The sequence below is a fragment of the Glutamicibacter sp. BS14 genome, from assembly GCF_056934375.1.
Genome location: NZ_CM167801.1, coordinates 3,283,054 through 3,309,583 on the forward strand (window position 1 = coordinate 3,283,054; position 26,530 = coordinate 3,309,583).

Annotated in this window: 25 protein-coding genes; 6 read left to right on the plus strand and 19 right to left on the minus strand. The window is 60.2% G+C overall.

Features of this window, described 5'->3' with window-relative positions; genetic code table 11:
- Nucleotides 1–82: 82 nt before the first annotated feature.
- From AC1Z36_RS15520 to truB, 5 genes are all read right to left on the minus strand, one after another.
- Complete coding sequence (locus AC1Z36_RS15520) at nucleotides 83–868, minus strand: class I SAM-dependent methyltransferase (RefSeq protein WP_483561451.1); 786 nt, start codon at nucleotides 866–868, stop codon at nucleotides 83–85.
- A 5-nt stretch (nucleotides 869–873) separates the two neighbouring features.
- Nucleotides 874–1,827: a bifunctional riboflavin kinase/FAD synthetase gene (locus AC1Z36_RS15525; protein ID WP_332730826.1), complete on the minus strand. Its 954-nt coding sequence runs from the start codon at nucleotides 1,825–1,827 to the stop codon at nucleotides 874–876.
- A gap of 64 nt (nucleotides 1,828–1,891) precedes the next feature.
- Nucleotides 1,892–2,359, minus strand: a complete 468-nt coding sequence (locus tag AC1Z36_RS15530) for a hypothetical protein (RefSeq protein ID WP_181148828.1) — start codon at nucleotides 2,357–2,359, stop codon at nucleotides 1,892–1,894.
- Between the two features lie 10 nt (nucleotides 2,360–2,369).
- Nucleotides 2,370–2,732, minus strand: a complete 363-nt coding sequence (locus tag AC1Z36_RS15535) for a hypothetical protein (RefSeq protein ID WP_105657288.1) — start codon at nucleotides 2,730–2,732, stop codon at nucleotides 2,370–2,372.
- Nucleotides 2,733–2,749: 17 nt separating this feature from the next.
- Nucleotides 2,750–3,673, minus strand: a complete 924-nt coding sequence (truB, locus tag AC1Z36_RS15540) for a tRNA pseudouridine(55) synthase TruB (protein ID WP_105661834.1) — start codon at nucleotides 3,671–3,673, stop codon at nucleotides 2,750–2,752.
- 279 nt (nucleotides 3,674–3,952) lie between these two features.
- Here truB and AC1Z36_RS15545 point away from each other — a divergent pair, with 279 nt between their 5' ends.
- The 4 genes from AC1Z36_RS15545 to AC1Z36_RS15560 all read left to right on the plus strand — a co-directional run bounded on the left by AC1Z36_RS15545 (nucleotide 3,953) and on the right by AC1Z36_RS15560 (nucleotide 7,894).
- Complete coding sequence (locus AC1Z36_RS15545; protein WP_105657286.1) at nucleotides 3,953–4,615, plus strand: fasciclin domain-containing protein; 663 nt, start codon at nucleotides 3,953–3,955, stop codon at nucleotides 4,613–4,615.
- A 171-nt stretch (nucleotides 4,616–4,786) separates the two neighbouring features.
- A complete protein-coding gene (gene sigK / locus AC1Z36_RS15550; protein WP_286134161.1) occupies nucleotides 4,787–5,368 on the plus strand; it encodes an ECF RNA polymerase sigma factor SigK in 582 nt (193 codons plus the stop codon).
- Nucleotides 5,368–6,210, plus strand: coding sequence for an anti-sigma factor (locus AC1Z36_RS15555; protein ID WP_483561452.1), 843 nt, complete (start codon nucleotides 5,368–5,370; stop codon nucleotides 6,208–6,210). Before sigK ends, AC1Z36_RS15555 begins: the two co-directional genes overlap by 1 nt.
- A gap of 199 nt (nucleotides 6,211–6,409) precedes the next feature.
- Nucleotides 6,410–7,894 carry a molybdopterin-dependent oxidoreductase gene (locus AC1Z36_RS15560; RefSeq protein WP_483561975.1) on the plus strand — a complete coding sequence of 495 codons (1,485 nt, stop codon included), beginning with the start codon at nucleotides 6,410–6,412 and terminating at the stop codon, nucleotides 7,892–7,894.
- Between the two features lie 114 nt (nucleotides 7,895–8,008).
- Here AC1Z36_RS15560 and AC1Z36_RS15565 read toward each other — a convergent pair whose 3' ends face one another.
- The 6 genes from AC1Z36_RS15565 to AC1Z36_RS15590 all read right to left on the minus strand — a co-directional run bounded on the left by AC1Z36_RS15565 (nucleotide 8,009) and on the right by AC1Z36_RS15590 (nucleotide 14,337).
- Nucleotides 8,009–8,455 (minus strand): YdeI/OmpD-associated family protein, encoded by a 447-nt coding sequence (locus AC1Z36_RS15565; protein ID WP_332727082.1) that lies wholly within the window; start codon nucleotides 8,453–8,455, stop codon nucleotides 8,009–8,011.
- Between the two features lie 188 nt (nucleotides 8,456–8,643).
- A complete protein-coding gene (rbfA, locus tag AC1Z36_RS15570) occupies nucleotides 8,644–9,078 on the minus strand; it encodes a 30S ribosome-binding factor RbfA (RefSeq protein WP_105657282.1) in 435 nt (144 codons plus the stop codon).
- Nucleotides 9,079–9,179: 101 nt separating this feature from the next.
- Nucleotides 9,180–12,146 carry a translation initiation factor IF-2 gene (gene infB / locus AC1Z36_RS15575; protein ID WP_105661831.1) on the minus strand — a complete coding sequence of 989 codons (2,967 nt, stop codon included), beginning with the start codon at nucleotides 12,144–12,146 and terminating at the stop codon, nucleotides 9,180–9,182.
- Between the two features lie 176 nt (nucleotides 12,147–12,322).
- Nucleotides 12,323–12,643, minus strand: coding sequence for a YlxR family protein (locus tag AC1Z36_RS15580; RefSeq protein ID WP_105657280.1), 321 nt, complete (start codon nucleotides 12,641–12,643; stop codon nucleotides 12,323–12,325).
- A 141-nt stretch (nucleotides 12,644–12,784) separates the two neighbouring features.
- Entirely contained in the window at nucleotides 12,785–13,768 is a 984-nt protein-coding gene (nusA, locus tag AC1Z36_RS15585) for a transcription termination factor NusA (protein WP_105661830.1), read from the minus strand.
- 2 nt (nucleotides 13,769–13,770) lie between these two features.
- A complete protein-coding gene (locus AC1Z36_RS15590) occupies nucleotides 13,771–14,337 on the minus strand; it encodes a ribosome maturation factor RimP (RefSeq protein WP_105657278.1) in 567 nt (188 codons plus the stop codon).
- Between the two features lie 175 nt (nucleotides 14,338–14,512).
- On the opposite strand from AC1Z36_RS15590, the gene AC1Z36_RS15595 reads away from it, so the two are divergent.
- Nucleotides 14,513–15,586 carry a hypothetical protein gene (locus tag AC1Z36_RS15595; protein WP_105661829.1) on the plus strand — a complete coding sequence of 358 codons (1,074 nt, stop codon included), beginning with the start codon at nucleotides 14,513–14,515 and terminating at the stop codon, nucleotides 15,584–15,586.
- A 465-nt stretch (nucleotides 15,587–16,051) separates the two neighbouring features.
- Complete coding sequence (locus AC1Z36_RS15600) at nucleotides 16,052–16,483, plus strand: hypothetical protein (protein WP_133832996.1); 432 nt, start codon at nucleotides 16,052–16,054, stop codon at nucleotides 16,481–16,483.
- 5 nt (nucleotides 16,484–16,488) lie between these two features.
- Here the strand turns inward: AC1Z36_RS15600 and AC1Z36_RS15605 are convergent, their stop codons facing one another.
- The 8 genes from AC1Z36_RS15605 to AC1Z36_RS15640 form a co-directional block, all read right to left on the minus strand.
- Nucleotides 16,489–17,301, minus strand: a complete 813-nt coding sequence (locus tag AC1Z36_RS15605) for a TSUP family transporter (protein WP_181148826.1) — start codon at nucleotides 17,299–17,301, stop codon at nucleotides 16,489–16,491.
- A 37-nt stretch (nucleotides 17,302–17,338) separates the two neighbouring features.
- Nucleotides 17,339–19,126, minus strand: coding sequence for a proline--tRNA ligase (locus tag AC1Z36_RS15610; RefSeq protein ID WP_105661828.1), 1,788 nt, complete (start codon nucleotides 19,124–19,126; stop codon nucleotides 17,339–17,341).
- A gap of 605 nt (nucleotides 19,127–19,731) precedes the next feature.
- On the minus strand, nucleotides 19,732–21,522 hold the full coding sequence (locus tag AC1Z36_RS15615) for an NAD(P)/FAD-dependent oxidoreductase (RefSeq protein ID WP_133832998.1): 1,791 nt from the start codon (nucleotides 21,520–21,522) through the stop codon (nucleotides 19,732–19,734).
- A 124-nt stretch (nucleotides 21,523–21,646) separates the two neighbouring features.
- Nucleotides 21,647–22,864, minus strand: coding sequence for a helix-turn-helix domain-containing protein (locus AC1Z36_RS15620; RefSeq protein WP_286134597.1), 1,218 nt, complete (start codon nucleotides 22,862–22,864; stop codon nucleotides 21,647–21,649).
- Between the two features lie 103 nt (nucleotides 22,865–22,967).
- Nucleotides 22,968–23,693: a substrate-binding domain-containing protein gene (locus AC1Z36_RS15625; RefSeq protein ID WP_105661826.1), complete on the minus strand. Its 726-nt coding sequence runs from the start codon at nucleotides 23,691–23,693 to the stop codon at nucleotides 22,968–22,970.
- A 501-nt stretch (nucleotides 23,694–24,194) separates the two neighbouring features.
- Entirely contained in the window at nucleotides 24,195–24,944 is a 750-nt protein-coding gene (locus tag AC1Z36_RS15630) for a hypothetical protein (RefSeq protein WP_105661825.1), read from the minus strand.
- Nucleotides 24,945–25,000: 56 nt separating this feature from the next.
- A complete protein-coding gene (locus AC1Z36_RS15635) occupies nucleotides 25,001–25,654 on the minus strand; it encodes a hypothetical protein (RefSeq protein ID WP_133832999.1) in 654 nt (217 codons plus the stop codon).
- 135 nt (nucleotides 25,655–25,789) lie between these two features.
- Nucleotides 25,790–26,473, minus strand: coding sequence for a GNAT family N-acetyltransferase (locus AC1Z36_RS15640; RefSeq protein WP_483561453.1), 684 nt, complete (start codon nucleotides 26,471–26,473; stop codon nucleotides 25,790–25,792).
- Nucleotides 26,474–26,530: the final 57 nt, after the last annotated feature.

Genomic DNA, 26,530 nt, shown 5'->3' on the forward strand with positions numbered 1-26,530 from the left:
TTCATAAGTCGGTGCGAACGTTGAGACGCTCACGGCGGAAACTCGCAACCGCGGACTGCAGCGAGAACCATCGTCAATCATATCACCGACGGGTGCGCCGGCGGGACCTCCAGGCATGGGTGAGATAGGGCACCTGCACCTTTGCGTCCTGCTCGTGCCCCAGATGCTCCTGCCAATACCAGGCCAAGTTCGCTTCCACCTTGGCGCGGGTAGTCTCTGAAGACTTGCGGTAGTAGCTGCGGGATTTGGTCAGCTCGACGATCTCTTGGAAATCCAGTTCCATGGACCAATGCCAGATGCCATGCTCCGCCTTCTGGAACTGCGGTCCCAACGGCGGCTCCAGCTCGGGCCGGTGCACATCGCCGGCATGCATGATGCGTGCCAAGCGGTGAACCCAGGGAATGGCGACATCCAGCTGATTCCACAGCAGGGTGAGCCAACCGCCATCATGGAGCAATCGGGCCGCTTCGGCACTGGCTTGAGGGTGGTCCACCCAGTGCCATGCCTGGGCATAGGTCACCAGGCCAGCGCTATCGGCCTCCAAGCCGGTCGCTTCACCTGCGGCGCAGGTTACCTCGACCGATGGCAGCCGCTTGGACAGGACCGAGAGCATTTCTGCCGATGGGTCTACGGCCCTGACTTCCAGGCCTGCACGGATGAGCTGTTCGGTGAAGATGCCCGAACCGCAACCGATGTCAATGGCACTCACCGGTCGGTGCTGCAGCGTGAATTCCAAGGCTTCCTGCGGATAGGAAGGACGGATCTTGTCATAGCTTTCAGCGTCGGCTTGGAAAGCGGAAGCTAATTCGTCGCGGCGCTGGGCGCCCACGACGAAGGCCCGCTGCGGCAATGATGGTATCTCAGCCATGATTCCTAGTGGCGTTCTATAGCCAGCACCGCACGGGCCTGGTCAACGTCCTCGGTCATCTGCTCAATGAGGGCTTCGATGCCGCGGTAGGCAACCATCGGACGCAGGTGGGAAATGAACTCAACGACAATCTGCTGTCCGTACAGATCGAAATCTTCCACGCCTTCTTCGGGGCGGTCAATCACGTGGGCTTCAACCACTCGGGAGACGCCATCGAAGGTGGGGTTCGACCCGACGGAAATTGCTGCTGGCCAACGCACCTCGGCCTCGTCGATCACCCAGCCGGCATAGACCCCATCGGCGGGGATGATGCCAGTGGCTTCGGTGTCCAGATTCGCGGTGGGAAATCCCAGCTCGCGTCCACGGGCATGGCCATGGACTACTTCTCCGCGCATGCGATGCGGCCGGCCGAGGATCGCGGCGGCAGCTTCGACATTGCCGGCGGCTAGTTCTTCACGGACCCAGGTCGAGGACAAGCGGCGCTTGTCCCCTACGTCTTCGACACCTATGACTTCAAAACCGTACTTGGTGCCCAGTTCCTGCATGTAGCTGAAGTCCCCGGAATTGCCGCGGCCAAAACGCACATCATGCCCGACCACAACGGCCACGGCATTCAGCTTCTCTACGATGATGGAGCGAACGAACTCTTCAGCGCTCTGGTCCGCGAATTCCAGGGTGTAGTGGATCATCAGCGTGGCATCCAGGCCAACGCTGGCCAAGGTGTCCACGCGGTCAGCCAGACCCATGATCAATTCAGGAGCATCATCGGGACGGTGCACCAGCGCCGGGTGCGGGTCGAAAGTGATCGCTACCGATTGAGACGAGCGTGCTTTGGCCTGCGCGACAGCTGCATCCAGCACCTCGCAATGGCCCAGGTGGACACCATCAAAGTTGCCAATGGTCACGACAGTGGGAGCCATATCCGCGGGGACGGCATCCAAGCCCTTCCAATAGTGCACTTTGCTCCTTCAGAAATTCTGCTGCGGTGGATGGAAAACCCACCGTGGTAATTCTTGCACGTCTTTAGGCGTGACGCTCATTACGGTTACGGTACAGCCACCACAAGCCGACAATCGGCAGCACCAGTGGAACGTAGCCGTATCCTTCGCCGAAACCGCTCCACACCGACGGATGGGCGAAGTCTTCGGGGTGGGTCAGCGACAAGATGCCGACCACGATCACGCCTGCCAATTCAACGGCTACCGCCCAGAGCGAAACCAGCCAGGCACCACGCTTGGCTGAAGACAGCGAGAATGTGGCAAGGATATAGACCAGGCCAGAAAACAGCGACAGGCTGTAGGCGATCGGCGCTTCGTCGAATTTGCTCATGATCTGGTACACCGCGCGCACGCTCGCCGCCAGGGCGAGGATGCCGTACACGGCAATGATCACCCGGCCCAGTCCGGTGGACCGGCTTGGCTTGGGGGCCTTATTGGTGCTGCGCGCCTGAGCGGCCTGCATGATTCGCGAATTTCGCGGCTTTTCACCCATGTGAGTACTCCTACTGCCAGATCTGTTCCATGCGGAACACCATTACGAAGGTGACGGCGGCCGACGCGGCCAGCACGGCGTTGGACCAACGGCTCTTCTCGCTGATCGCCCAGAAGAAGGCCACCGGCGGCATGATCAGCGCTGTGATGAAGTAGCCCCAGAATTCCACCGGGTCGCCTTGCACCGCATTTCCCCCGACCTGGCGGATCGCGGCCGCGATGCCGTAGGCAATCAGGAAAAGCTCGGTGGCCACCGCACCGATCAGCGCCCAGTCATCCGGGTGCTTGCGGATAGCGGTTGCGATAACTGCCACCAGCAATGCCAGTGCACAGACCACCGCTCCGGCGATGAAGAATCCATTGACGGCAATCAAGCCAGTTCCTTTCGGGATTACTTAGCGGTGAAGACCAAGGCCGTACGCGCCTTGTCGCCCTTGTCTTCCAGCAGTGCGACCAGCACGCCATTGGGAGCGAAAGCCGCAACGGTCTGGCCTTCGGCAATGTCCATGCCCAGATGCGAGGCGGGGATGGTGCGGCCGAAAGACAATTCCACGGCTTCGTCGACGCTGACCGTGCGGTTCGGGAACAGCGCGGCAGCAGCCTTTTCGATTGGGAGAATCTCGAATTCCCCGGCCAGCTGCTCCAGGGTGCGGGTGAGCTCGATCTTGTATGGGCCCACCTCGGTACGGCGCAGCGCCGTCAGGTGCCCGCCAACGTTCAATGCTTCGCCCAGGTCGCGGGCCAACGCCCGGATGTAGGTTCCAGAAGAGCACGATACCGTGACGTCGACGTCGAGGATCTTGCCGCCGTTTTCGCGGCGCACCTCATGGATCTCGAACCGCGAAATGGTGACCGGGCGGGCCTTGAGTTCTACCTGTTCGCCAGCGCGCACGCGAGCGTAGGAACGCTTGCCATCGACCTTGATGGCCGAGACCGAGCTCGGGATCTGCTCGATGTCTCCGCGCAGCTGGGCGATCTCGCGCTCGATGTCTTCGTCGCTGACCGCCGCGGCGATGCGCTCGGAAATGATTTCGCCTTCGGCATCGTCCGTGACGGTGTTCTGCCCCAGCCGGATGGTGGCGGTGTAGGTCTTGTCGTGGCCGACGATGTAGGTCAGCAGCCGGGTTGCCTTGTTCACGCCGATAACCAGCACGCCGGTGGCCATGGGGTCCAGGGTGCCGGCGTGGCCGACTTTCCGAGTCCCTGCAAGTCTGCGGATGCGACCGACCACATCATGGGAGGTCATTCCCTGCTCTTTGTCGACTAATACGAGGCCTGAGGCCTGCTCTTGCGTGTTCTGCCCGGCTTTACTCACGCCTTCCAGTATATGGCTTGTGCGGAGAATAAGGCTGTCGCTGGTTCCAAGCGTGGCAGATCCCACTTGCAGCCTATTTCCATGAGCCGGCAATGCTCCGGGACCGGGCCCGCCAGCCCGCGGATCCGGCAGCTTCACGGCCTGCCAGCAAGACGAAAAAAAATTTCCAAGAGAATCCAATCCGTCGGGCAACCTGCCCCGAATGCTCATTGACAACCTGATCCGCACGGACAGGAAAAGGACCGACGACATCAGTCGCGGCGAAGCAAGGAGAAAATCATGAAGCGCACATACAGCAAAGTCGCTGGAGCATTCGGGCTCATCGCAGTCGCCGCCATGGGACTGAGCGCCTGCTCGACCGGTTCGGAAACCATGGAATCGCCCACGGCGTCCGCCTCGGAAAGCAGCTCGCCCATGGCCAGCGAATCGGCAATGGATCCAGCAAGCAATCTTGTGGGCAAGGGTTGCGCGGCCTACGCCGAAGCAGTCCCGACCGGTGATGGCTCGGTAGCCGGAATGGCCCAGGATCCAGTGGCCGTCGCTGCCTCGAACAACCCGCTGCTGACCACCCTGACTTCTGCAGTCTCCGGTGAGCTGAATCCTGATGTCGATCTCGTCGATACCCTCAATGGCGGCGAATTCACCGTCTTCGCACCGGTTGACGACGCCTTCGCGGCAATCCCGAAGGATGACCTGTCCGCAGTTGCCAAGGATGCCGACACCCTGACCAGCATCCTGACCTACCACGTCGTTTCCGGCCAGATTGCACCAGATGATCTTCCCGGAACCCACGCAACGGTCCAGGGCGAAGAGGTGGAAGTCACCGGTAGCGGCGACGATCTGGAAGTCAACGGGGCTTCGGTCATCTGCGGCGGCGTGCAGACCGCCAACGCAACCGTGTACCTGGTGGACACCGTCCTGATGCCACCGGCAAAGAAGTAGTATCGCCAGAATCATCAAAGCCGCTGGCATGAAGGTGGTGCATGGAATACCTTCCAGGCATCACCTTCGCCGGTGCAACGGGAACCTGGTTCCCTTGGACGGATCTTTTCGCAAAACGCCACGCCACAGCAGATAGCCGCTTAGCCACAGATGCATGAGACCCTAGGATTCATGAGTTCCAATAGACTCGATGCCATGGAAGACGATTCCGTGAAAACGCCAGACGTCCTGCTGCAACAGGTCGCGCTGGGAGATGAATCTGCCTTCGAATCGCTCTATGATGCCATGGCTTCACGGGTCTTCGGACTCGTGCTGCGGGTGCTTCGCGATAATGCACAGAGCGAAGAAGTCACCCAGGAAGTGTTTGTCGAAGCGTGGCAACAGGCAAGGCGCTTTGATCCGGCGCGTGGCACGGCAGCATCATGGCTGCTGACTATTGCCCACCGCCGGGCCGTCGACCGGGTGCGAGCAAGCCAAGCGAGCCAGGACCGGGATTTGCGCGTTGGAATCAAGGAATTCCAGGACAGCTACGACGACGTGGAAGAGAATGCCATCTTGCACGACGAGACCATGCGCGTAGCCCAAGCCCTGCAGCGGCTCACCGCCCCGCAACGCGAGGCGATACACCTGGCCTACTTCGGCGGATACACCCACACGGAAGTCGCAGAGCTGCTGAAAATACCGGTGGGAACCGCGAAAACGCGAATACGCGATGGAATGGGCAAACTTCGAGAACTGATGGGAGCGGCGTAATGGACAAGCACGAGAACGAGCTGACCGACAGCTTCGCCCTGGATGCTCTGGAAGACAAGGAACGCGAAGCCCTCCAGCATGGGGGTCCCGACTCTGCCCAGGCACGCCGGGAACTGGATGCCCTGCAGGAAACTGCTGGACTGCTCGGCTTGTCAGCGCAACCGGTCAATCCTCCGGCCCGGCTGAAGAACAACATCATGGCCGCTATCCGCACTACCGAGCAATTGGCACCTGTGCAGGAGACGGCCCTCGATCACGACGGCGCCCAGGCACAGGACCCAATAGCTCCTGCTGAACCAGCTGCTCCTGCTGTACGGGAAACCGAAACCGCTGCAACGCACCAGGCCCCGCAAGCTGGCGCAGAACGCGGCCCGCAGCGCTTCTTCGCCTTGGCCGCCGGCGTCCTGCTGCTCGCAGCGGTGGCTCTGGGCGGCTTGGCCATCAACCAGAATTCCCAGCAGCGCGAGCTGGAAAGCCAGATGGCCGCCATGGCCTCGCATCAAGAAGAGCTCAGCCGCATCCTGGCTGCCCCAGATGCCAAGTCGAAAACGCAGACACTGGACGACGGCGCGCGAATCACGCTGTCCTATTCTGCCGACGAAGGCCTGATGGCGGTGTCCACCTCGGGCATGCCAGCCTTGTCCAGCGACAAGGGCTACGAGCTGTGGCTGATCTCGGCAGAAGGGGCGGTTCCTGCGGGAATGCTCACCGGCGGCGATGCCAACGGCATGATCATGGTTTCGGATCCAATGAAGGGCATCACCCACTTCGGGATCACGGTCGAGCCGGCCACCGGCTCCCCGGCTCCGACAACAGACCCCATCATGGTCCAATCGCTGTGAGCGTGCGGAAGTTCTTGTAGCCTGTTCCAATCCGCAATGCTGCCCGTTCCGAAAACACTGTGAGAAGTTGTTCCCCCTGCATTCTGCAGGGGAACATGGACCGCAACGCATGAGGTGAGTGGCAGTGGGCATTTGGCAGAAGCGCAGCAGCAGTAAACTCGTATTCCACGCGGTGGCTGGAATTTGCTCGGCCGCAATCATGTTTGCCGTGGCCCAATTCGCCTCGGCATTTTTCAACAATGCATCCTCGCCGTTTTTCGCGCTGGGTTCAGCCATCATCGACCTGACTCCCCCATGGCTCAAGGACTTCGCCATCGCGACCTTCGGGACCAATGACAAGTTGGCGTTATTCATTTCCATCGGTGCAGCCGCCGCAGTCCTGGCGGCGATGATCGGCCTGATCGCCAAGCGAAGTTTTGCGCTGGCCTGCACGGCCATCATCGGCTTGGCCGTGCTGCTCTCCAGTGCCGTGGCCGCTCGTGCTTCCACCAGCCTGCTGGATATCATCCCGACGGTACTGGGCGCGATCGCCGGTATAGGGCTTCTGCAGTGGCTGACCCGGCTGGCTGCGGCCGCGGCCCCTAGGCAGGACGAGGGCGCCACCGCGACGGGTCCAAGCCGCAGGAAGTTCTTGATAGGCGCAGCCCTGTCCCTGGCCGCCGCGGCCGTCTCCACCGGTGTTTCCACCTCGCTGTCGGCATCGCGGAATATGGCCGCCGCCGCACGCAAGGCCTTGCGCCTGCCTGCGGCCCGGACCAAGGCGGAACCCCTGCCCGAAGGGGTGCAGGTAGAAGTAGCGGACATGCCCCGCTTCGTGACTCCCAACCAGGATTTCTACCGCATCGATACCGCGCTTTCGGTGCCGCAGATCGACCCGAACCAGTGGTCGCTGCGCGTGCACGGCATGGTGGAGAAGGAATTCACCGTGAACTTCGACGAACTGCTGGGCGAAGAACTCGTGGAAACCTATCTGACGCTCACTTGCGTGTCCAATCCCGTCGGCGGCGATCTGGTAGGCAACGCGAAATGGCTGGGCTACCCGCTGCGTAAGCTGCTGGAGCGCGCGGTTCCGCAGGCCGGCGCGGATATGGTGCTTTCGACTTCGCATGACGGTTTCAGCGCCTCCACCCCGCTCCAAGCGCTCACCGACGACCGGATGGCTTTGCTGGCCATCGGCATGAACGGCGAGCCGCTGCCTTTCGAGCATGGTTTCCCGGTGCGCATGGTGGTGCCAGGTCTCTACGGCTACGTGTCGGCCACCAAATGGGTGGTCGATTTGGAAGTGACGCGGTTCCAGGACAAGGCGGCCTACTGGACTACTCGCGGCTGGTCCGAACGCGGTCCAATCAAGATGTCTTCCCGCATCGATACCCCTCGCCCGTTCGCCCAGGTGCCTACCGGAGAAGTCGTCTTGGGCGGAACTGCATGGGCGCAGACCCGGGGCATTTCGCGTGTGCAGGTGCAGATCGATGACGGACCGTGGGCAGATGCCCAACTGGCGACCGAAGCCTCGTTGGATACCTGGCGGCAGTGGCGCTTCGTATGGAAGGACGCAGCACCCGGAACGCACTCGGCAACCGTCCGCGCCTATGATGCACAGGGCAAGCTGCAGACCAGCGAGAAAGCCAACCCGGTGCCCAATGGCGCCAGCGGCTGGCAGCGCCTGCAATTCACCGTGCAGTAGCTCCGGGGCACCAGTGGGTTGTTCACACTACTGCCGACTGCGACCGGGGCTGGCTGGCCTGTTGGGCGCCGCCTTTGGCTTAGCTCCTGGCTCAGCGGGCATGGCCCCGGCAGGCTAGTGGCTGCGCAGCGTCTTGATGACCTTCTCGACCCGGCGCGTCCTGGTGTCCTCGCCGCGGGCAGCCACGATGGGGTCCACGTGGCCGCGCTGCTTGCTGTAGGACAGCTTGTTCCAGGCGTCCAGCAGCTCTGGCTCGGCGGAGAGCAGCACGGCCAGCGGTTCGGGGATTTCGACGGTGCGCGGTTCCTCGTCCAGCTCGAGTTTCACGCTGATTTCATCGCCCGCACCCTTGCCCGTGGCAGCACGGGTCTCGGAGCTGAAGGAAATGAGGAACTGCCCGTGCATGGAGGAAATGCTGTTCCGGTACGTGTAGTCCCCGTCAATGCACACGATGACCGGCACGCGCTTGCCGCGGCCGAATCCGAGCACGATGCCATCGGGAACCACGATGCCCACGTTGTTCCCGCCGGTTGCGCTCAATGTTGTGGTGAATTCTGGCATGTGCTGCACCTTTGGTCGGATCCGGCGGTTTCTGATCACGCTATCCCACCATCTTCCCGGCGACCAGCCTTCGGCAGGGATTCGCGCTTCGCTGTGAGGGTAATCGAGGCCAACGCATAACGCCCCGGCCAGCACGCAATGCGTGCTGGCCGGGGCGTTGGTCCAGTCAGGATGAAGCCCAGAAACCCTTAGGCTTCTTCGGCGTCCTCGTCCTTCTTGTACGGGTCCTGGTCTCCGGCGAAGTCCTTGCCTTCGCGCAGAGCTGCAACCTCGGCGTCCTTCTCGCGGGCCTTGGCCAGCAATTCCTCCAGGTGCGAGGCACCCTCGGGGATTTCGTCGGCGACGAATGCCAGCGTCGGGGTCAGGCGGATGGTCAGATTGCGGCCCAATTCCTTGCGCAGGGCACCACCACGCTTTTCCAGCATGGTGGCGATGTCCTTCTTCATCTCGTCATCGCCAAAGACGGTGTAGTACACCGTCGCGTGCTGCAGGTCGTTGGTGACGCGAGCGTCGGTCACGGTGACGTTGTCAATGCGCTCGTCCTTGATGACGTTGCGCAGCGACTGGGCCATGAGGACCTGTACGCGCTTAGCCAGGCGTGCGGCGCGGGCTGAATCAGCCATGGTTTTCTCCTAATGGTTCAAAACTCGTGGGCGCTTGACCAAAGCTTATCGGTCAAACGCCCACGAATCAGTGAGTCACACTGCTAATTGCTTGTCGGCAATTAGTCGCGTGGCTTTTCGCGCATCTCGAAGGTCTCGATGATGTCGCCTTCCTTGATGTCGTTGAACGACCCCAGACCGATACCGCATTCGAAGCCCTCGCGGACCTCGGTGACATCGTCCTTTTCGCGGCGCAGCGAATCGATGTTCAGGTTGTCGCCCACGACGTTGCCGTCGCGTACCAGGCGAGCCTTGGTGTTGCGCTTGATGGTGCCCGAGCGGATGATCGAACCGGCAATGTTGCCGAACTTCGAGGAGCGGAAGACCATGCGGATCTCGGCGGTGCCGAGGGCCACTTCTTCGAACTCCGGCTTGAGCATGCCCTTGAGCGCATTCTCGATGTCGTCGATAGCGGAGTAGATGACCGAGTAGAAGCGCATGTCGACGCCCTCCTTGTCGGCCAGTTCTGCCACGCGCTCGGCTGGGCGGACGTTGAAGCCAATGATGATGGCGTTGTCCACGGTTGCCAAGTTGACGTCGTTCTGGGTGATCGCACCGACACCGCGGTGGATCACGCGCAGCTGCACATCGTCGCCGACCTCGATCTTCATCAGCGAGTCTTCCAGTGCTTCAACAGCACCGGAAGCGTCACCCTTGAGGATCAGGTTCAGGGTATCGATCTTGCCATCGGCAACAGCCTTGTCGAAGTCTTCCAAGGTGATGCGCTTGCGGCGCTTGGCCAGCATTGCGTTGCGCTCTGCGGTTTCGCGCTTGTCAGCGATCTGGCGGGCTGTGCGCTCGTCTTCGGTGATCAGGAAGCCGTCGCCAGCACGCGGGACCGAGGACATGCCCAGGACCTGTACCGGACGCGATGGCAGTGCCACGTCGAGGTTTTCGCCGTTCTCGTTGAACATTGCACGCACGCGGCCGTGGGCGGTGCCCACCACCATGGTGTCGCCAACGCAGAGGGTACCGGACTGGACCAGGACGGTAACAACCGAACCGCGGCCCTTATCCAGGTTCGCTTCAATGGCCACGCCACGAGCGGACTTGTCCGGGTTGGCCTTGAGCTCAAGCACGTCCGAGGTCAGCAGGACAGCGTCCAGCAGCTCGTCGATGCCCTGCTTCTGCAGTGCCGAAACCTTCACGAACATGGTGTCGCCACCGTATTCTTCTGGAACCAAACCGTATTCGGTCAGCTGGCCCATGACCTTGTCAGGGTTGGCGCCTTCCTTATCGATCTTGTTCACAGCGACGATGATCGGCACGCGGGCAGCCTGTGCGTGGTTCAGTGCTTCCACGGTCTGCGGCATGACGCCGTCATCCGCGGCGACAACCAGCACGGCCACGTCAGTGACCTCGGCACCACGGGCACGCATGGCGGTGAACGCCTCGTGGCCCGGGGTATCGATGAAGGTCATTGCGCGATCGCGGCCCTCATGGATGTGGTTGATCTGGTACGCACCGATGTGCTGGGTGATGCCGCCATGCTCGCCCTCGATAACGTTCGACTTGCGGATAGCATCCAGCAGTCGGGTCTTACCGTGGTCGACGTGGCCCATGATGGTGATGACTGGGGCGCGCTCTTCAAGCACGTCTTCGCCTTCAGCCTCAAGTTCGGCATCCAGGTCCAGGCCGAAGCCTTCGAGCAGTTCCTTGTCTTCGTCCTCAGGGGAGACGACAAGCACCTTGTAGCCCAGCTCTTCGCCGAGCACCTCGAAGGTTGCCTCATCCAGCGACTGGGTGGCGGTAGCCATTTCACCGAGGTGGAACAGTACGGTCACCAGTGCTGCTGGGTTCGCGCCAATCTTGTCAGCGAAGTCGGTGATCGACGCGCCGCGGCGCAGACGGATCTCGGTGTCGCCGTTGCCGCGTGGAACATTCACGCCGCCCAATGACGGAGCACTCATCTGCTCCAATTCCTGGCGCTTTGCGCGCTTGGACTTGCGCTGCTTGCCGCGACCGGCGCCTCCCTTGCCGAAAGCACCGCCAACGCCACCGCGACCGCGTGGTGCACCTGGGCGGAAGCCGCCACCGGTACCGCTGCCGCCACCGCTGCCGCCACCTGGGCGACCGCGGCCGCCGGCACCTGCACCTGGACGTCCGCCGCCTGCTGGCGCTGGACGATCGGTGCGGTTAGGCATCATGCGCGGGGTTGCAGTGGTACCTGCGCCAGCACCTGGGCGTGGACCGCCGGCACCTGCTGGGCGTGGGCCACCTGCGCCGGCTGGGCGTGGAGCGCCCTGGCCTGCTGGGCGTGGACCGCCGGCACCTGCTGGACGTGGACCGCGCTGGCCGTCACGTGCCGGACGTGGACCGCCCTGGCCGTCACGAGCCGGACGTGGACCGCCGGCACCTGCTGGGCGTGGACCGCGCTGGCCGTCGCGTGGTGGGCGAGGACCGCCCTGGCCGCCTTCGCCGCGCATACCCTGCTGCGAGGAGAACGGGTTGTTGCCTGGGCGTGGACCGCCCGGACGAGGTGCGCCTGGACGTGGGGCACGACCGCCTTCGCGGTTGCCGCCACCACGGCGTTCGCCGGACTCAGCGCCGCGCATACCCTGCTGGGAAGAGAACGGGCTGTTGCCTGGGCGTGGAGCGCCTGGCTTCGGAGCTGGCTTGGCACCTGGCTTCGGTGCCGGGGCTGCACCTGGCAATGGAGCGCCAGGGGTTGCCTTCGCGACCGGAGCTGCAGGCGCCGCAGGTGCGGCTGGGGCTGCAGGAGCCGGAGCTGCCGCAGCTGGCTTAACGCCTGGCTTCGGGGCCGAGGCACCTGGGGTAGCAGCCGGCTTGGAAGCCGACTTCGGTGCTCCAGGGGTCGCTGGCTTGGCGGCGGCTGGCTTGGCAGCAGCTGCTGGCTTAGCGGCACCGTTGGAACCTGGGAATGCGTCGCGCAGCTTGCGCGCTACTGGCGGTTCAACGGTCGAGGATGCCGAGCGAACGAATTCGCCCATGTCCTGCAACTTGGTTAGTGCTTCTTTTGAAGTGATTCCGAGCTCTTTAGCGAGCTCGTGAACGCGGGGTTTAGCCACATCTCTCCTGTGTCGATGTGATCTGCTCAAACCCCGGTATCAAAAGATAAATCTTTAGATCAGCGGTCTGGCAGATCAGCTGTGTAATTCGTGAAATTCTTCCGTCGCACGGTGGATCACGCAGAACTGATTGTTCATCGTTGTGCGCTCAGCATTGCCGACTCATCGGGTTGCCATCAGATTTCTGACCCGCTTTCATCATGTTTGCCAGATAGCTGGTTGCTTGCCAGCTGATCTTCGTATGCAGTGAATTCCTGCAGCACCTGCGAATCGTCTACCGCAGACCTGAAGGCCCGCGCGAACGCCCGGCGCTGCACCGCTTGCTGCACACACTTTTCGGTCCCGTGGGTCCAAGTGCCCCGCCCGGAAGCGGAACCCTGTTGATCCAAACTCACCGCATGCAGCGGTGTACCGTCTTTCAGGACCCAACGGAGCAGCTCATTTTTACTGGTTACGGTTCGACAGCCAATGCACGTGCGTTGCTGATGCAGCTTCATGCGAGCGCCGTCGCCACCTTCCCTAGTTATTACGAGCCATCTACTAGTCTAGCGCGTTTGGACGCCATAGCACGCATGAGTTGTGGCTCACACGCAGCTAGGCTTCCAACACGCTGAACTGGAATTATTTCCCGCAGCTGCTTAGAGCTGCGGTTCCTTGCCGCCCGAGGCAGCCAGGATGTCAATGCGCCAGCCGGTCAACTTGGCAGCAAGGCGAGCGTTCTGGCCTTCCTTGCCGATTGCCAGCGAGAGCTGGGAGTCGGGAACAACCACGCGAGCACGGCGTTCGGCTTCGTCCAGGATCTCTACCGAGACGACCTTCGATGGAGACAGGGCCGCGGCGATGAACTTCGCTGGATCCTCGTTGTAGTCAACGATGTCGATCTTCTCGTCGTTCAGTTCGTTCATCACGGCGCGCACGCGGGTTCCCATTTCACCGATGCAAGCGCCCTTGGCGTTGACACCGGCCTTGGTTGCGCGCACAGCAATCTTGGTACGGTGGCCAGCTTCACGAGCCAGTGCCTCGACCGTGACGGTGCCGTCAGCGATTTCTGGAACTTCCATTTCGAACAGCAGGCGAACCAGGTTCGGGTGGGAACGGGACAGGGTAACGGCTGGGCCCTTGTTGCCGCGCTCAGCGGAAACAACGTAGGCGCGCAGGCGGTTTCCGTGCTGGTACTTCTCGCCTGGGGACTGCTCAACTGGTGGCAGCAGCGCTTCCAGATCACCGATCTTGACCTGCACCATATGCGAGGAGTAGCCCTGCTGGATGACGCCGGAGATCAGGGTGCCAACGCGGGCTGCGAACTCGCCGACAACCTGCGCATCTTCAGCTTCACGCAGGCGCTGCATGATTACCTGGCGGGCGGTGGAGGCGGCGATGCGGCCGAAACCGTGCGGGGTGTCGTCGAATTCGCCCAGCAGCACGCCGGCGTTGTCGCGGTCCTCTACCAGGATCGCCACATGGCCGTTGCTGCGCTCAATGTGCGCGCGGGCGCCAGGCATGGCGCCTTCGGTCTTGTTGTAAGCCAGCAGCAGTGCCGACTCGATGGTCGGAATCAAAACATCCATTGGGATGTCGCGGTCTTTTTCCAGGATGCGCAGCGCATTCAGATCGATATCCACGCTTAGCCCTCCAAATCTTCAGTATCGGCAGTGTCAAATAGTGCGTCATCGAAGTTCAGCTCTGGATCGACAACAGCTTTACGGATATTTTCAAAGGCATAGGCCGCAGGATCGAGCACCTTGACCTTCATGCCCTTCTTGGCCGGCTCGCGGTGCTCAGCAATCAACACGTCGCCGTCGTTGACCTCAAGCAGGCGCCCGCGAAGCTTCGTGCCGTCGGCCAGCGAAATCTTGACCATGCGGTTGAGGGCGCGGATCCAGTGGCGCTGGGCAGTCAATGGGCGGGAGAGTCCTGGGGAACTGACTTCGAGTTCGTAAGGAGCCGACGATGCGTAGACGGCGTCCTTGTCCAGAGCGTTGGAGATGGTGGTGGTAACTTCACCAAGTTCATCGAGAGTCAGCGTTTCGTGACCGTCGGCCTTGTCGACGATGATCTGCACGATCATCTGCTTGCCGGAGGGACGCAAGGCGACTTCCTCCAGGAGAAGCCCGTGGGATTCTACTTCCTTGGAGAGCAATGCAGTCAGACGCTGCGCTTCCTGTTCGGTATCGGCCGGCATTCCGGTCATGGATATCCTCCCACGCTATTCGATGTTGTCCGTTAAGCCTATATTGCGTTCCGCTCATTGAGAACATCTAAACGGGCACAGGTGAAGGAACTCACGCCCATTTTCTATCCATCGTGGCGCTCGACACCGCTATTGCCCTCTTTACCTGCATTGATCATGGCATGATCGAAACGCTATGACTGAAAAATCGCCCCATTCCGCCCGTCGCACCGACAGGCAAGTACGCCGCGCTCCAGGCTGGATTGCTCCGGTACTGGCTGGTGCAGTTGCCCTTGCCGTGACGTGGGGCATTGGCAGCACCATCTTCCGAGGCGCCCTGGTGGAGCGGGGCCTGCCCGAACAGGTCAATGAGGCCAGCGCCGATGCCCGCATGATGTGGGAATACGGGGCAAAGCTGGCAGACCTGGCATCTCAGGCCCATGCCTTGGCCCAGCTGGCACCCGAGGATAACGCTTCGAGGCTATCCGCATTGGCGACTTCCTTGTCGCAGGGGTCAGCGGTGCTCGGTGAATTGCGCTTCGACGACCAAGAGCCTGCGGCATTGCCGCAAACCTTCTCCCCCGACGCGCTGGTTGCGCTTGCCACGAATGTCGCCGACGCATCGTCAGCGATGCCTGCCTTTGCAGAACCATCGCTGTCCAGGGATTCGAAGCTGGCCCAGATTGCTTTCCAGATCAACCTGGACGCCCGCAGCGCTGTTGCATCTTTGGGAGAAGAGCGTGATGTGGACTTGGCCTTGCCACTGAGTGCAGTCTCGGGTGAAGAAGAGCAGAAAGACCAGCCAGTAGCCTGCCTGCCTAATGAGGAGCTGCTGGACCCCGTGAAGGAAATCACCGAAGCGCAGAACATCGAACCAACGGCCGTCGCCCGGGCCCTGGACCGCGGCTATGCACTAGATTTCCTTCTGCAGCTCACGGCTGCACGTGGTGCCGACAGCGCCAAGGAAGCCGTCGAAGCTCGACGCAGCGAGCTGGGACGCCAGCTTCGCGGCCTGCGTGCGACCGTTGACGAACAGTGCGCAGACCTGCGTGAACCCGCCTATGCGCTACCCGAAGGCGGCCTCGAAGACCTGGCTGCCCTATCCGCGGAAGCCGAAGGGGATTTTGCTGATGCATTGGTCGTAGCAGCGGGCGTTAGCGATGGTGCAGCCGGCGCAAAAATTTCCGCCGTCGCTTTCCAGACTCTCAATGGCCAGCAGGGATCGAATGAGGAATACCGCATCTTGGAGACTGGCGAAGTCGGCAAATAGTTTTGGATTCAGCTAGAATTCAGCCGTATTTCACGTTTCGTTGAATTATCACGAAATAATCACGACTGCTAATTGCCCTGAGTCGAAATAGAGCACGGGTTCGGGTAGAGCCAAAACAGCGCGAGGCGCACTAAAATTCACGGATGATCCGTGATTTCCATCCGCACTATAAGATATAACCCGCATATGGCATGCGGGTTTTGCGCGGTATTACTCGAAACCAATTTATCAACGACCACCATTTCCTCCGCCATGGAATGACTCCAAAGATATATGAATCTCGTTCCTATTCACTGGCTCTCGATATTCGCGCCGAAAGGGGCTATCGTGAATAACAAGTGCTTGAGATACGGAATTTGGCTCCAATAACACGGAGCGGAATTCTCCGCTTTCTTCCACTTATTGGGGAACTAACAACTTGTGGCTAGGTCGTCAATTGGAGGTTGGGTAATGTCAGGTCAATTCATGCGTTCGAAGACAGCAGAACTGGTCAGCGAAGTGATCGGTTCAAGGCAAGGTCGGGCGCAACTCAGTTCACATGGTTGGGTCCAGGGCATGCCTATTGTCATTGCGCAACCTGAGGAAACAGTCAACGACGTCATGTCGCTCGTGGCCGCGCATCAGCCGCCAGCGCTGATCGCTACTCTCGATCCGGCGAACAACGATTTGTGGTTCCTGTATGTATCCATCGGTTGCACAGCGTTGCAGGTTGTAGATCCCCTGGAAAGCCACACTACGGTTTCCCAACTCTACAAAACTGCAATGGGTTCCAGCTTCTTGACTTTCAGGATCGCGCAAATGGCGACCAGTTCCATGGTCCATGCCATTGAACCCCAGCATGTCCAGCACTACGCCGGATACCCGCCAATCGACACATCAGCGGCTAGCGGCCGCTAAAGCTCTCACTTGCCGGCGAGGATCAGGTCCGAGCCGAGCTTGATAATCAGTGCCGAAACGACGATCACGAAAACAATGCGAATAAAGGCGCTGCCCTTTGAGATCGCCATGCGCGCCCCGAGATAACCGCCAAGCATATTCATCACGCCCATGGCCAGGCCTAATGCGACTAGGACGTGCCCCGTGGGGATGAAGAGCAGCAGAGCACCTGCGTTGGTGCAAAGGTTAACGATCTTCGCCTTGGCGGAGGACTGCAAGAAGTTGTAGCCCAGCACTGTCACCATGGCGATGATCAAGAACGATCCAGTCCCGGGACCGATCATCCCGTCGTAGCCGCCAATCAGCAGCCCAATCAGGATGGCTCGAAGATAATGCCCATGCCCGGCGTAGCGCAGGCGCGACAGCTCCCCGGCTTTGGGCTTCAGGATCGTGAACAGCAGCACCGCAATGAGCGCTGCGATAATGATGGGCTGAATGGCTCCAGAGGGAAGAATTGTGGCCAGCGCAGCTCCGCCGAAGGCACCGAGCATGGCAGTCAATGCCATCGGAATAGCGGTCTTCAAATCCGGGCTGGTGCGCCGGTAGTACGTCACCGCGCTGGTAGCCGTTCCGAAGATTGAGCCCAGCTTATTCGTGGCCAGCGCCTGCACCGGGGTGATGCCGGGGAAAAGAAGCAGCGCGGGCAATTGAATCAGGCCGCCACCGCCAACTACCGCGTCAATCCATCCAGCGCCCAAAGCTGCAAGAAGCAGCAACACCAGGGGCCAGAAGGAGACGGGTTCACCGTTGACGGACAGCAATTCCAAGAACTCTTGCACCGCGCTACTCCCCTATTGAGTTATTGGCTACAGCCTTTTAGGCGCTCAGCTCAGCGACAACGTCCTCGACCTTGACATCGCGGCGTTCGCCGGTGGCACGATCCTTGACCTCAACTACGCCCTCAGCAAGTCCACGGCCCACAACAACGATGGTTGGAATGCCGATCAGTTCTGCATCCGAGAACTTCACGCCCGCGGACACCTTTGGACGGTCATCCAAGATAACTTCCAAACCGGCCGATTCTAGTTCTGAGGCCAACTTCTCAGCAGCCTCAAGCAGTTCTGGGCCCTTGCCGGTAACGACCATGTGGACGTCGGCTGGAGCAACCTGCTTTGGCCATGCCAGACCGTTTTCGTCATGGTAAGCCTCGGCCAGTGCTGCTACCGCACGGGTGACGCCAATGCCGTAGGAGCCCATGGTGACAACCTTCAGCTTGCCGTTCTGGTCCAGGACCCGCAGATCCAGAGCCTCAGCGTACTTGCGGCCAAGCTGGAAGATATGACCCATTTCGATACCGCGTTCGGTGCGCAATGGGCCCGAGCCGTCCGGTGCCGGGTCGCCCTCTAGCACGTTGACCGACTCGATGGTGCCGTCAAAGCCGAAGTCGCGCTCGGCCACCAAGCCGAAAACGTGCTTGCCCTTTTCGTTGGCGCCGGTGATCCACGAGGTACCGGATACTACGCGAGGATCAACCAGGTAGGTGATGCCGCTGGTGCCTTCGGTACCCAGAACAGCCTGATCCAGGCCGTTGCCTGGGCCGATGTAGCCGGCAATCAATTCCGGGTGCTTGGCCAAGTCTTCACCGCTAGCGGCTTCAACCTGGACCTCGCCGATGATGCCCAGCGGGGCACCCACGGTAGCTTCGACACGCTTCAGGTCCACCTGGCGGTCGCCTGGAACACCGATGACTACCAACTGGCGGTTGCCTTCTGGATCGGTGACCGCCAGGACAACGTTTTTCAGGGTGTCCTTGGCTTCCCAAGCACCGGACTCGCGTGGGCGCAGCTCGTTGGCCGCGGCAACCAGCGTCTCGATGGTCGGGGTATCCGGGGTATCGACAACTTCGAACGCAGGTGCGTTGGCGTAATCGATGGACGCTGGCACTACGGTGGTGACAGCTTCCACGTTGGCTGCGTAACCGCCGGCCGAACGGACGAAGGTATCCTCGCCAATAGCTGTTGGATGCAGGAATTCCTCGGACTTGGAGCCGCCCATGGCACCAGCCTGCGCGAAGACCGGAATAACTTCCAGACCCAGGCGCTCGAAGATCTTCAGGTAGGCGCCGCGGTGAGCCATGTAGGCTTCGTCCAGGCCTTCATCATCGATGTTGAAGGAGTACGAATCCTTCATGATGAATTCGCGGCCACGCAGCAGGCCCGCGCGTGGACGTGCTTCGTCGCGGTACTTGTTCTGGATCTGGTACAGGTAGACCGGAAGATCCTTGTACGAGTTGTACAGATCCTTCACCAGCAGCGTGAACATTTCCTCATGGGTCGGTGCCAAGAGGTAGTCTGCATCTTTGCGGTCCTTGAGACGGAACAGGCCTTCGCCGTATTCGGTCCAACGGCCGGTCTGTTCGTAAGGGTCACGTGGCAGCAGCGCTGGGAAGTGGACTTCCTGGCCGCCGATAGCGTTCATTTCCTCGCGAACAATAGCTTCAACGCGCGCAAGGACCTTCAAACCCAACGGCAACCAGGTGTAGATGCCCGGGGCCGCACGACGGATGTAACCGGCGCGTACCAACAACTTGTGGCTGGCGACTTCGGCGTCAACCGGATCTTCACGCAAGGTGCGCAAGAAGGTAGTGGAAAGCTTCAAAACCACTCGGGGTGTCCTTTTCCGTCCGTCGACTTCAGAAATATTTTCGGATGCCGACTAGCTATGCAAAATCAAATGGGTTTTGGCCGCAAAATTGGCCTTAATCAATGCTACAGCTTTCGGCCACTTCCCAATAAATTCAAGGGCTTGCGCGGAATCGTGTTGCGTGCCCGGGGCCGGATGCGGGCCTCTGGATAGATGGTGGGCGCTGCAGGGTTCTGTTTCGTTGAGTCGCTGCCAGCAAAGGACATCCCAGTCGGGTGCCAGTTCCCCGCCGATTTGTACTTGCCAGCACCCATGGCGAGGCTTACGCGGAAGCATGGTGCAGCTGGGTCGGCTGCGGCGCGCAGGCCGGTGCACCGGCGTTGTTGCGGCATCCGCGGTCTGCGCCGATTCATAAACTGCGCAGGTGCCAGGAGCGTGGGAGTCATGGTTCATCCGGCTTTCCGTTCAATTCGTTGTGCGATTTCCAGGCCGTTGCAGTTCAACGAAACGTCCGGATAAGGCCCGAAAACCGCCACGTGGCAGACGCGCGGGTGACCCGGAGGAAGCGCCATACAGCGCTTGCTCCGGGTCCGGGAAACCGATTCACGGGCAGGGAAACGGTGTTATCAGGATTGATGATAGGTTTCGGCGAGCGCATACACCGGAGTTCCGATGCCCTCGTACCGTGCCTTGAGCTGCAAGCCCAGATACTTCGAATAATGCCTGGACTGGTGCAGGTTGCCTCCGTGGAACCAGAGGTTCTTGACCTTGGTGGGCTTCCACATATTGCGCAGTTCCCCCTGCCATGGACCCGGATCCTTAGCGGTCCCCGACCCCAGGCCCCAGCATTTTCCGACTTCATCCGCGACTTCCTGGGAGATGAGCTTCGCCGCCCATCCGTTCATCGAGCCGTAACCGGTGGCGTAGACCACCGCGTCCGCCGGCAGCCGAGTGCCATCGGCCAGCACCACCGATTCTTCGGTCAAGTGCGATACCTCGCCATGGGCCAAAGCAATCGATCCGTCGGCCACCAGCTCGCTGGCACCGATGTTGATGTAGTACCCCGAGCCGCGGCGCAGGTACTTGAGGAACAGCCCTGAACCGTCGTCGCCGAAGTCCAGCTCGAATCCCGCATCCGCCAGCGACTTGTAGAAGTGCGCGTCTTCCTGCTGGATTTTCTCGAAGACCGGCTTATGGAATTCCGGGAGGACTTTGTACGGGATGGAGGCGAAGATCAGGTCTGCCTTGTTGTGGTCTATGCCGGCAGCGAGGGCTTCTTCCGAGTACAGTCCGCCCAGCACATGCTTCATCAGCGATTCGGAGCGCACGATATGCGTGCTGGAACGTTGGACCATAGTCGGCTTGGCCCCGTTTTGCACCAGATCCGCGCAGATATCGTGTGCGGAGTTGTTGGCGCCGATAACCACGACGTTCTTGCCCGCGTACCGTTCGCCGCCTGGATGCTTGGAGGAATGGTTCTGCTCGCCTTTGAAGATCTCGGCTCCCGGGTACTGGGGAATGTTCGGAATACCGGACATGCCGGTGGCCAGCACCAGCTGGATGGGACGCAGGGTCAACGGTACTCCGTCGCGTTCTACCTCGACGATCCACCCCTCTCCTTCCGGATCCTGCCGGGCGCTGGTCGCTTCAGTCAGTGACCAATAGTCCAGCTCCATGAGCTTGGTGTAGCTTTCCAGCCAATCCCCCATCTTGTCCTTGGGCGTGAACACCGGCCAGTGGTCGGGGAAATCAATGTAGGGCATATGGTCATACCAGACCGGATCGTGCAGCGCCAAGGAATGGTAGCGCGAACGCCATTGGTCACCGGGACGCGGATGCCTATCGATGACCAGGGCAGGAACACCCATGCGCTTGAGCCGAGCGGCCAAGCCTATGCCGCCTTGGCCGCCGCCGACAATCAGCGTGTAGGGCTGGTCGGTGATCCCCAGGGACTGCTGCTGCGCGGTACGTCGATCAAGCCAGTTTTCCTTGCTCATCGCTACGCCGTGCTCGGCGCCCAGTTCGCGGCGCGGACCAGCAGGTTCGGGGAATTTGCGCAGGCCCTGCGCGGTGCTCAGCAGGGTCCAGGCCTTCCCATCGCGCAAGCGGAGTAATCCAAGCCCGTTGAATGCGTCGTTCTCGAACGTGTACCAGGCTTCAATGACGCCGTCAGCCTCTTGTGCGCTGGTGACTTCGATGTTCCGCGGCCACGCGCCTCGTTCAACGCCAAGCAGCATCTTCTCGATCCCGTCACGGCCCTCGCTGGTGTGAAGGTTCCATGTCATCGAGGCCAGATCCCGCCAGTAGCACTCCTCCGAAAATAGCTGCACAGCTGCTGGCGCGTCACCCGCTTCCAACGCTATCTGCAAGGAATGGAACCAGCTCCGGGCTTGCAACAAGCAATCATTGTCAGTCATTTGCGTCTCATCTCTTCATCGGGATTCAATGGATGGCCATTCGGGCCCTCCGCGACTAATGAAAGAATATGATCTGCGTCACAAAAGAAAAGCGTTGCAATAGGTTGCAGCTGCTCCGGGATTGCTAGTGGCTGCTCACCGGGACCACGATCCGGTAGGGACGTGAGGCGATCAGGCCACGCAGCTTGGAACGCAAGCGGGATATTTCGGCGCGGATGGTGACGTTCGGCGTATCCGCAGGCCACAGGCTCGCCAACTGCCCTGAGCTCACTCCGTGAGGGTTCGCAGCCAGCAGCTCAAGGATCTGCCAATGCTTCGCGCTCAAGTTGATGCGCGTCGCCCCACCGGGCGAATGGACAATAGCCTGCAGTGAAGCTCCTGCGTACAGCTGGAGGCTCACCTGGCCTTCTGCCCTTTGCAGCAGCCAGCCTCCCGGTGTCCGCCGCGCATCAATTGATCCCAGCCCGGAAATCCAGTTCCGCCCTTCTTCCATGGACATCGGCAAATTGAGCTTGGATCCAACACTGTAGCCTTGGGCGGCGGCTATGGAGCCTTGCACGTCAACTAGGACGTACTCGCCTTCGGGCAGTTGGGTGGAAAGCTGGAGCGTCTGCATTTTCAAGGCATGCTCGGTTTGCAGGAATAATTCTGCTTCTCGGGCCACGGATGAGACCAGAGCCAAGGAGTGCGGATGCGCCGTGCGGAACGAGCCTGCCAGCGTGATCGTGCCAATCAGCGCCGAGGCGGCAGGATTCATGACCGGCGCCGATGTGCAGACCCAGTTGTGCTGTTCTTCCCGGGCATGCTCCGGGCCGAAAATCTGCACCGGGGTACGCTCGGCCATTGCCGCGCCGATCCCATTAGTGCCCACGTCGCTTTCGCGCCAGCGTGCACCGGCGACAAATCCGATGCCGTCACTTCGGCGGCGTACTGCAGAGGGCCCGAGCACCCAGAGCACGAATCCTTGCTCGTCGGAGATGACCAGCTGGTTTCCCGCCTGGGTGGCCAAGGAGAGCAAACGCTCCTTGAAGAGCTCGACCAGTCCGTTGAGTTCTTCGTTAGCCTGCCTGCGCTCGCGTATTTCAGACGTATCCAAAGGAACAATATCTGTTTCAAGCTTGCCGGCCCTGGACCATGAACGCGCCACCACTGGCCGAACCACTTCAGGGATGCACGCACCTTCGGCCCAGAGCTGATGCAGGGACTTCAAGCTTCGGGCTTTGCGCGTCGGATCCTCGCCCGCAGTCAAGGCAGCCTCGATGGATTTGCGTGGCGCACCGTGTTCCAGGGTCATCCATTGAGAATGCCATGTCGACGAGGCGATGAAAAGGAATTCAGCCACTTCTCTTTCAAATCACGACATGGTGAAGGCCCCGAGATGCTGATTCAGGATCAACTTCCCGGGGCCCATGGCCTCATCAGCGACGCCTCAGCGCCGAAACTGATTATTGGGCGTTCTTGGCTTCAGCCAGAGTCTTCTCGGCCAATTGCGTTGCCTGCTCTTGCAGTCCTTCGGAGCCTGGTTGCCCAATGACATTGACCAGGACATAGGTCGAACCGTCCAAAGCCTGGACATTCACGCTGTCCTGGACTGCTTTTCCGCTCATTAAAGTGGTCGTGGAAATGGCCAATTCATGTGGAGCCTGCGTATCGGCATCCAGCACCTTGGACTCAATATCGAGCTTCTGGCCTCCGGACTCCACTTGCATCGTGGAGCATTTGCCGAAGTCGTCGAACTCCAGCAGACTAGCAATGGTTTGACTTGTTGCATCGTCCTTCAAGGACAGCAACTGCACCGTGGTACTGCCTGCAGATTCAGCCACGACGCCTGCTGCCGCATAGGCCTTGCTGAGATCCGTGAAGCTGTTCTCCTTCTGCAGATCGGCGCATTCCTTGGGAGAGACGCCTTCAGCCAAGGCGCTAAGGTCCAAGCCTTCTTGCTGCTGCTGCAACGTGTCGTTGTCGAACACCTGCGCGCTGTCTTGGCCCTCCATTACCTTGTCGATGACGGATTTGACCTGCGTGGCATCGAGAACCTTACCGGACGCCCCCTCGGATTCACTGCTTCCAGCGGAATCTGCAGTGCCGCCGGTTTCGGTGTCTGAACTGGCGCATCCGGTCAAAGCCAGGGCAATTGCTACGGGCAACACCCAAATTGAGCGCTTCTTCATGGTGACTTCCTCACGTCGACGACAATTGATCATCTTCAGTATTTCACAATACGTTGGAAATAAAAGTACTTTCGGGGAGTAATGCCGCGATTCGATTTGAGCACGTATTCACCCCAGTTGCCGGCACTGGCAAAGCTCGGTAGCACGATCGGAACGGCACGTCGTCAAAGCCTCTCACCCTCTGCGGGCGGCAGTCAGCGCCCGGCGGCTGCAAACGAACGTATCGCGAAAGTATTGGGCATGGACCAGGGACAAGCTACAGGTTCTGCTCAGCATTGGTGATTCGGAAATCTGCGAACCGCTCCGCCCGGGCAGGTGGGCAGAATCATTGCCATGTCGCACGGCAAGGCAATGGCGTAGCCATGGCCAGGAAAGTCCGCGTCTGCGCTGGGCATGTTGCGCTCACGTTGGAACCAGGTTCTTAAACCATGGCTCGAGTCGACGCAAAAGATGCACCAACGCTGCTGCGGATGGGATCACGCGGGTGCCTTCAGCGCAGTCCTATTGCACCGATTTGATCTCAGCGAATGCCCGATCCGCCAGGTTTACTGCCTCTCCAGCCAATTCTGCAGGCTGTTGCGAGCCGGTTTGCAAGGTGACCAGGACGAAGTCGTTTCCGTCCAAGGCCTGCACGGCAACCGAGGTCAAAATCTGGCCGCCACCGGCATCCATTTGAGTGGACATTGTCAACGACTGCTCTGCTTGCACATCCAGTGCTAGGATCTGGCGTTCGGCTTGGATTTCCTGTCCCCCTTGATCGATGGCGACCGTCTTGCAGTCTTCGAGATCATCCAGCGTCAAGGCCTGCGCTACTCTCTTTCGCGTCACCTCATCGGTCAGGGAAAACACCTGCACCACCTTGCCCACTGCCTCCGAGGAACTGGTTGCAGTGGCTGCGACAGAGCCGGTCAGATCCGTGACCGTATATTCGGCATTCATGTCGGCGCATTTCTCAGGCTTGATGCCGCTTGGCAAGTTCGCATCCTTGGCAACAGCTAACTGCTTTTGCATTTGCTCGTTGCCAATGACCTGCACAGCCTTGTCGCCTTCTACAATCTTGGAGGCGATGCTCTCGACTTCCTCTGCCGACAGCGCATCCCCGACGGACTGCTCCGCTGGCTGGCTGGGATCCGCCGATGGTGCTTGCGATTCCAAGGAAGCGGAGGGCTCTGGACTCGATCCCGATGAGCAGCTGGTCAAAGCCATCGCAATGGCCAAAGGCAGTGCCCAGAGGGCTGAACGCTTAATCATAGTTTTCTTCCTGTCGTTGCCGACCGGCACATGCGTGTGAAGATCAGCGTGGCGCTCTAGTTCAATTGTTCCAGCAACGCGTGTATGGTCTCAGTTGCCGCCGTCAGCTGCTCGGCCGCCGAGTCCTTCGAAGTCGGTTCTTGCAGGCCAATCAACACGTTCGATGTTGCCGAACGGACAATCAGTTGCTGTTCCGTCGACGAGCCGTTGCTACTGGTTACTACATAGCTTTCACTCATCTCGGCTGGAGAATCGATCGGCTGCTTCGCCAGGTGGTAGGCCCGCGATTCATTGCCGGATTTCACGGTGTACCGGGAGCATCCGGCGTTCTCTTCCAATTTGGCTTTCCACTGTTCCTTCAAGGTTTCCTCGTCGTTGAACAGGGCCACGGTCAAATAGCCATGTTGATATTCGATGGCTCCCATCGTGGAATTCTTCAATTGCTCTGTAATCGGAGCTGCAAAAGTCACGCCGCATTTGCTGGGATTGACTTCCATATTTTCCATCCACTCTTGCGCTACGGGAATGCTGGAGCGGAGCGCCCGGTCATCGAAGACTTTGGCCTTGGGCAAACCGTTTCCGAATTCGGTAAGCCTGGTCTCAAGTTGCTGGGCATCCATTTGCACCAGCGGCAGCGAGTTCGGAGATGGAGAGCTTTCTCCTCCAACGGAGCACGATGCTAACATCGGGATTGCCAGCAAGGCGAGCACGGCCGGAATCTTCTTGATAGTGATTGCTGCTGACACTATTCTCCCCGTCCGTGGTTATAACACCTACGAGTGTATGAGATTCGGATGCGCTTGCCCCGCATTAAGAAGCCTCAGGGACATTTAACCAGCGGCACGCTAGAACAGGATCGTTGCGAAGGTGCCGACCTGTTCAAAGCCGATGCTCTGATAAGTCTTGATTGCAGCGGTGTTGTAGTCGTTGACGTACAGGCTCACTACAGGAGCGAACTGCATCGCGTAGTCCACCGTGGAGGCCATGTAGCCGGCAGCCAAGCCTTGGCCGCGATAAATCGGGTTCACCCAAACACCTTGGATTTGCACTACTTCGTCGGTGACGGTGCCTAAATCAGCCTTGAAAATCACGTTGCCGCGCTGGTCGCAGTCCATGAGCGTGTGCCCCTCACGAATTAACTGGCGTACACGGTTGCGGTAGAAGCTTCCACCGTTTTCCAACGGCGAATATCCAAGCTCTTCTTCGAACATGGCAGCGCTGGCAGGCAGGACTAGGTCGAATTCCTGAACCTGAGCCGGCCGAATCCGGTTGCGGCGAATTCCCTCCGGGATTTGGGTGATGGCCATTAATGGCTGATTTTCCCGGACATCAAAAATTTCTTGCGGACCATCCCGCAAGACTTCATGCATGGCCAGAACTGTTTCTGCCGGACCGAATACCGAGGCGAATCGCTGTCGGGAATCGATGGCATGCATGGCGTACTTCTGGGCATCGGAATCCGGCATGGCGGTGGGCGCCATATTAGCGCCCACCCAGCATGCCGATTCAAGACCTTCGCTGCCGTCCAAGCCAACGATGTGCGCAAACCCGTCTGGGACTGCTGACCGGTGGATGCTCACCTGCGA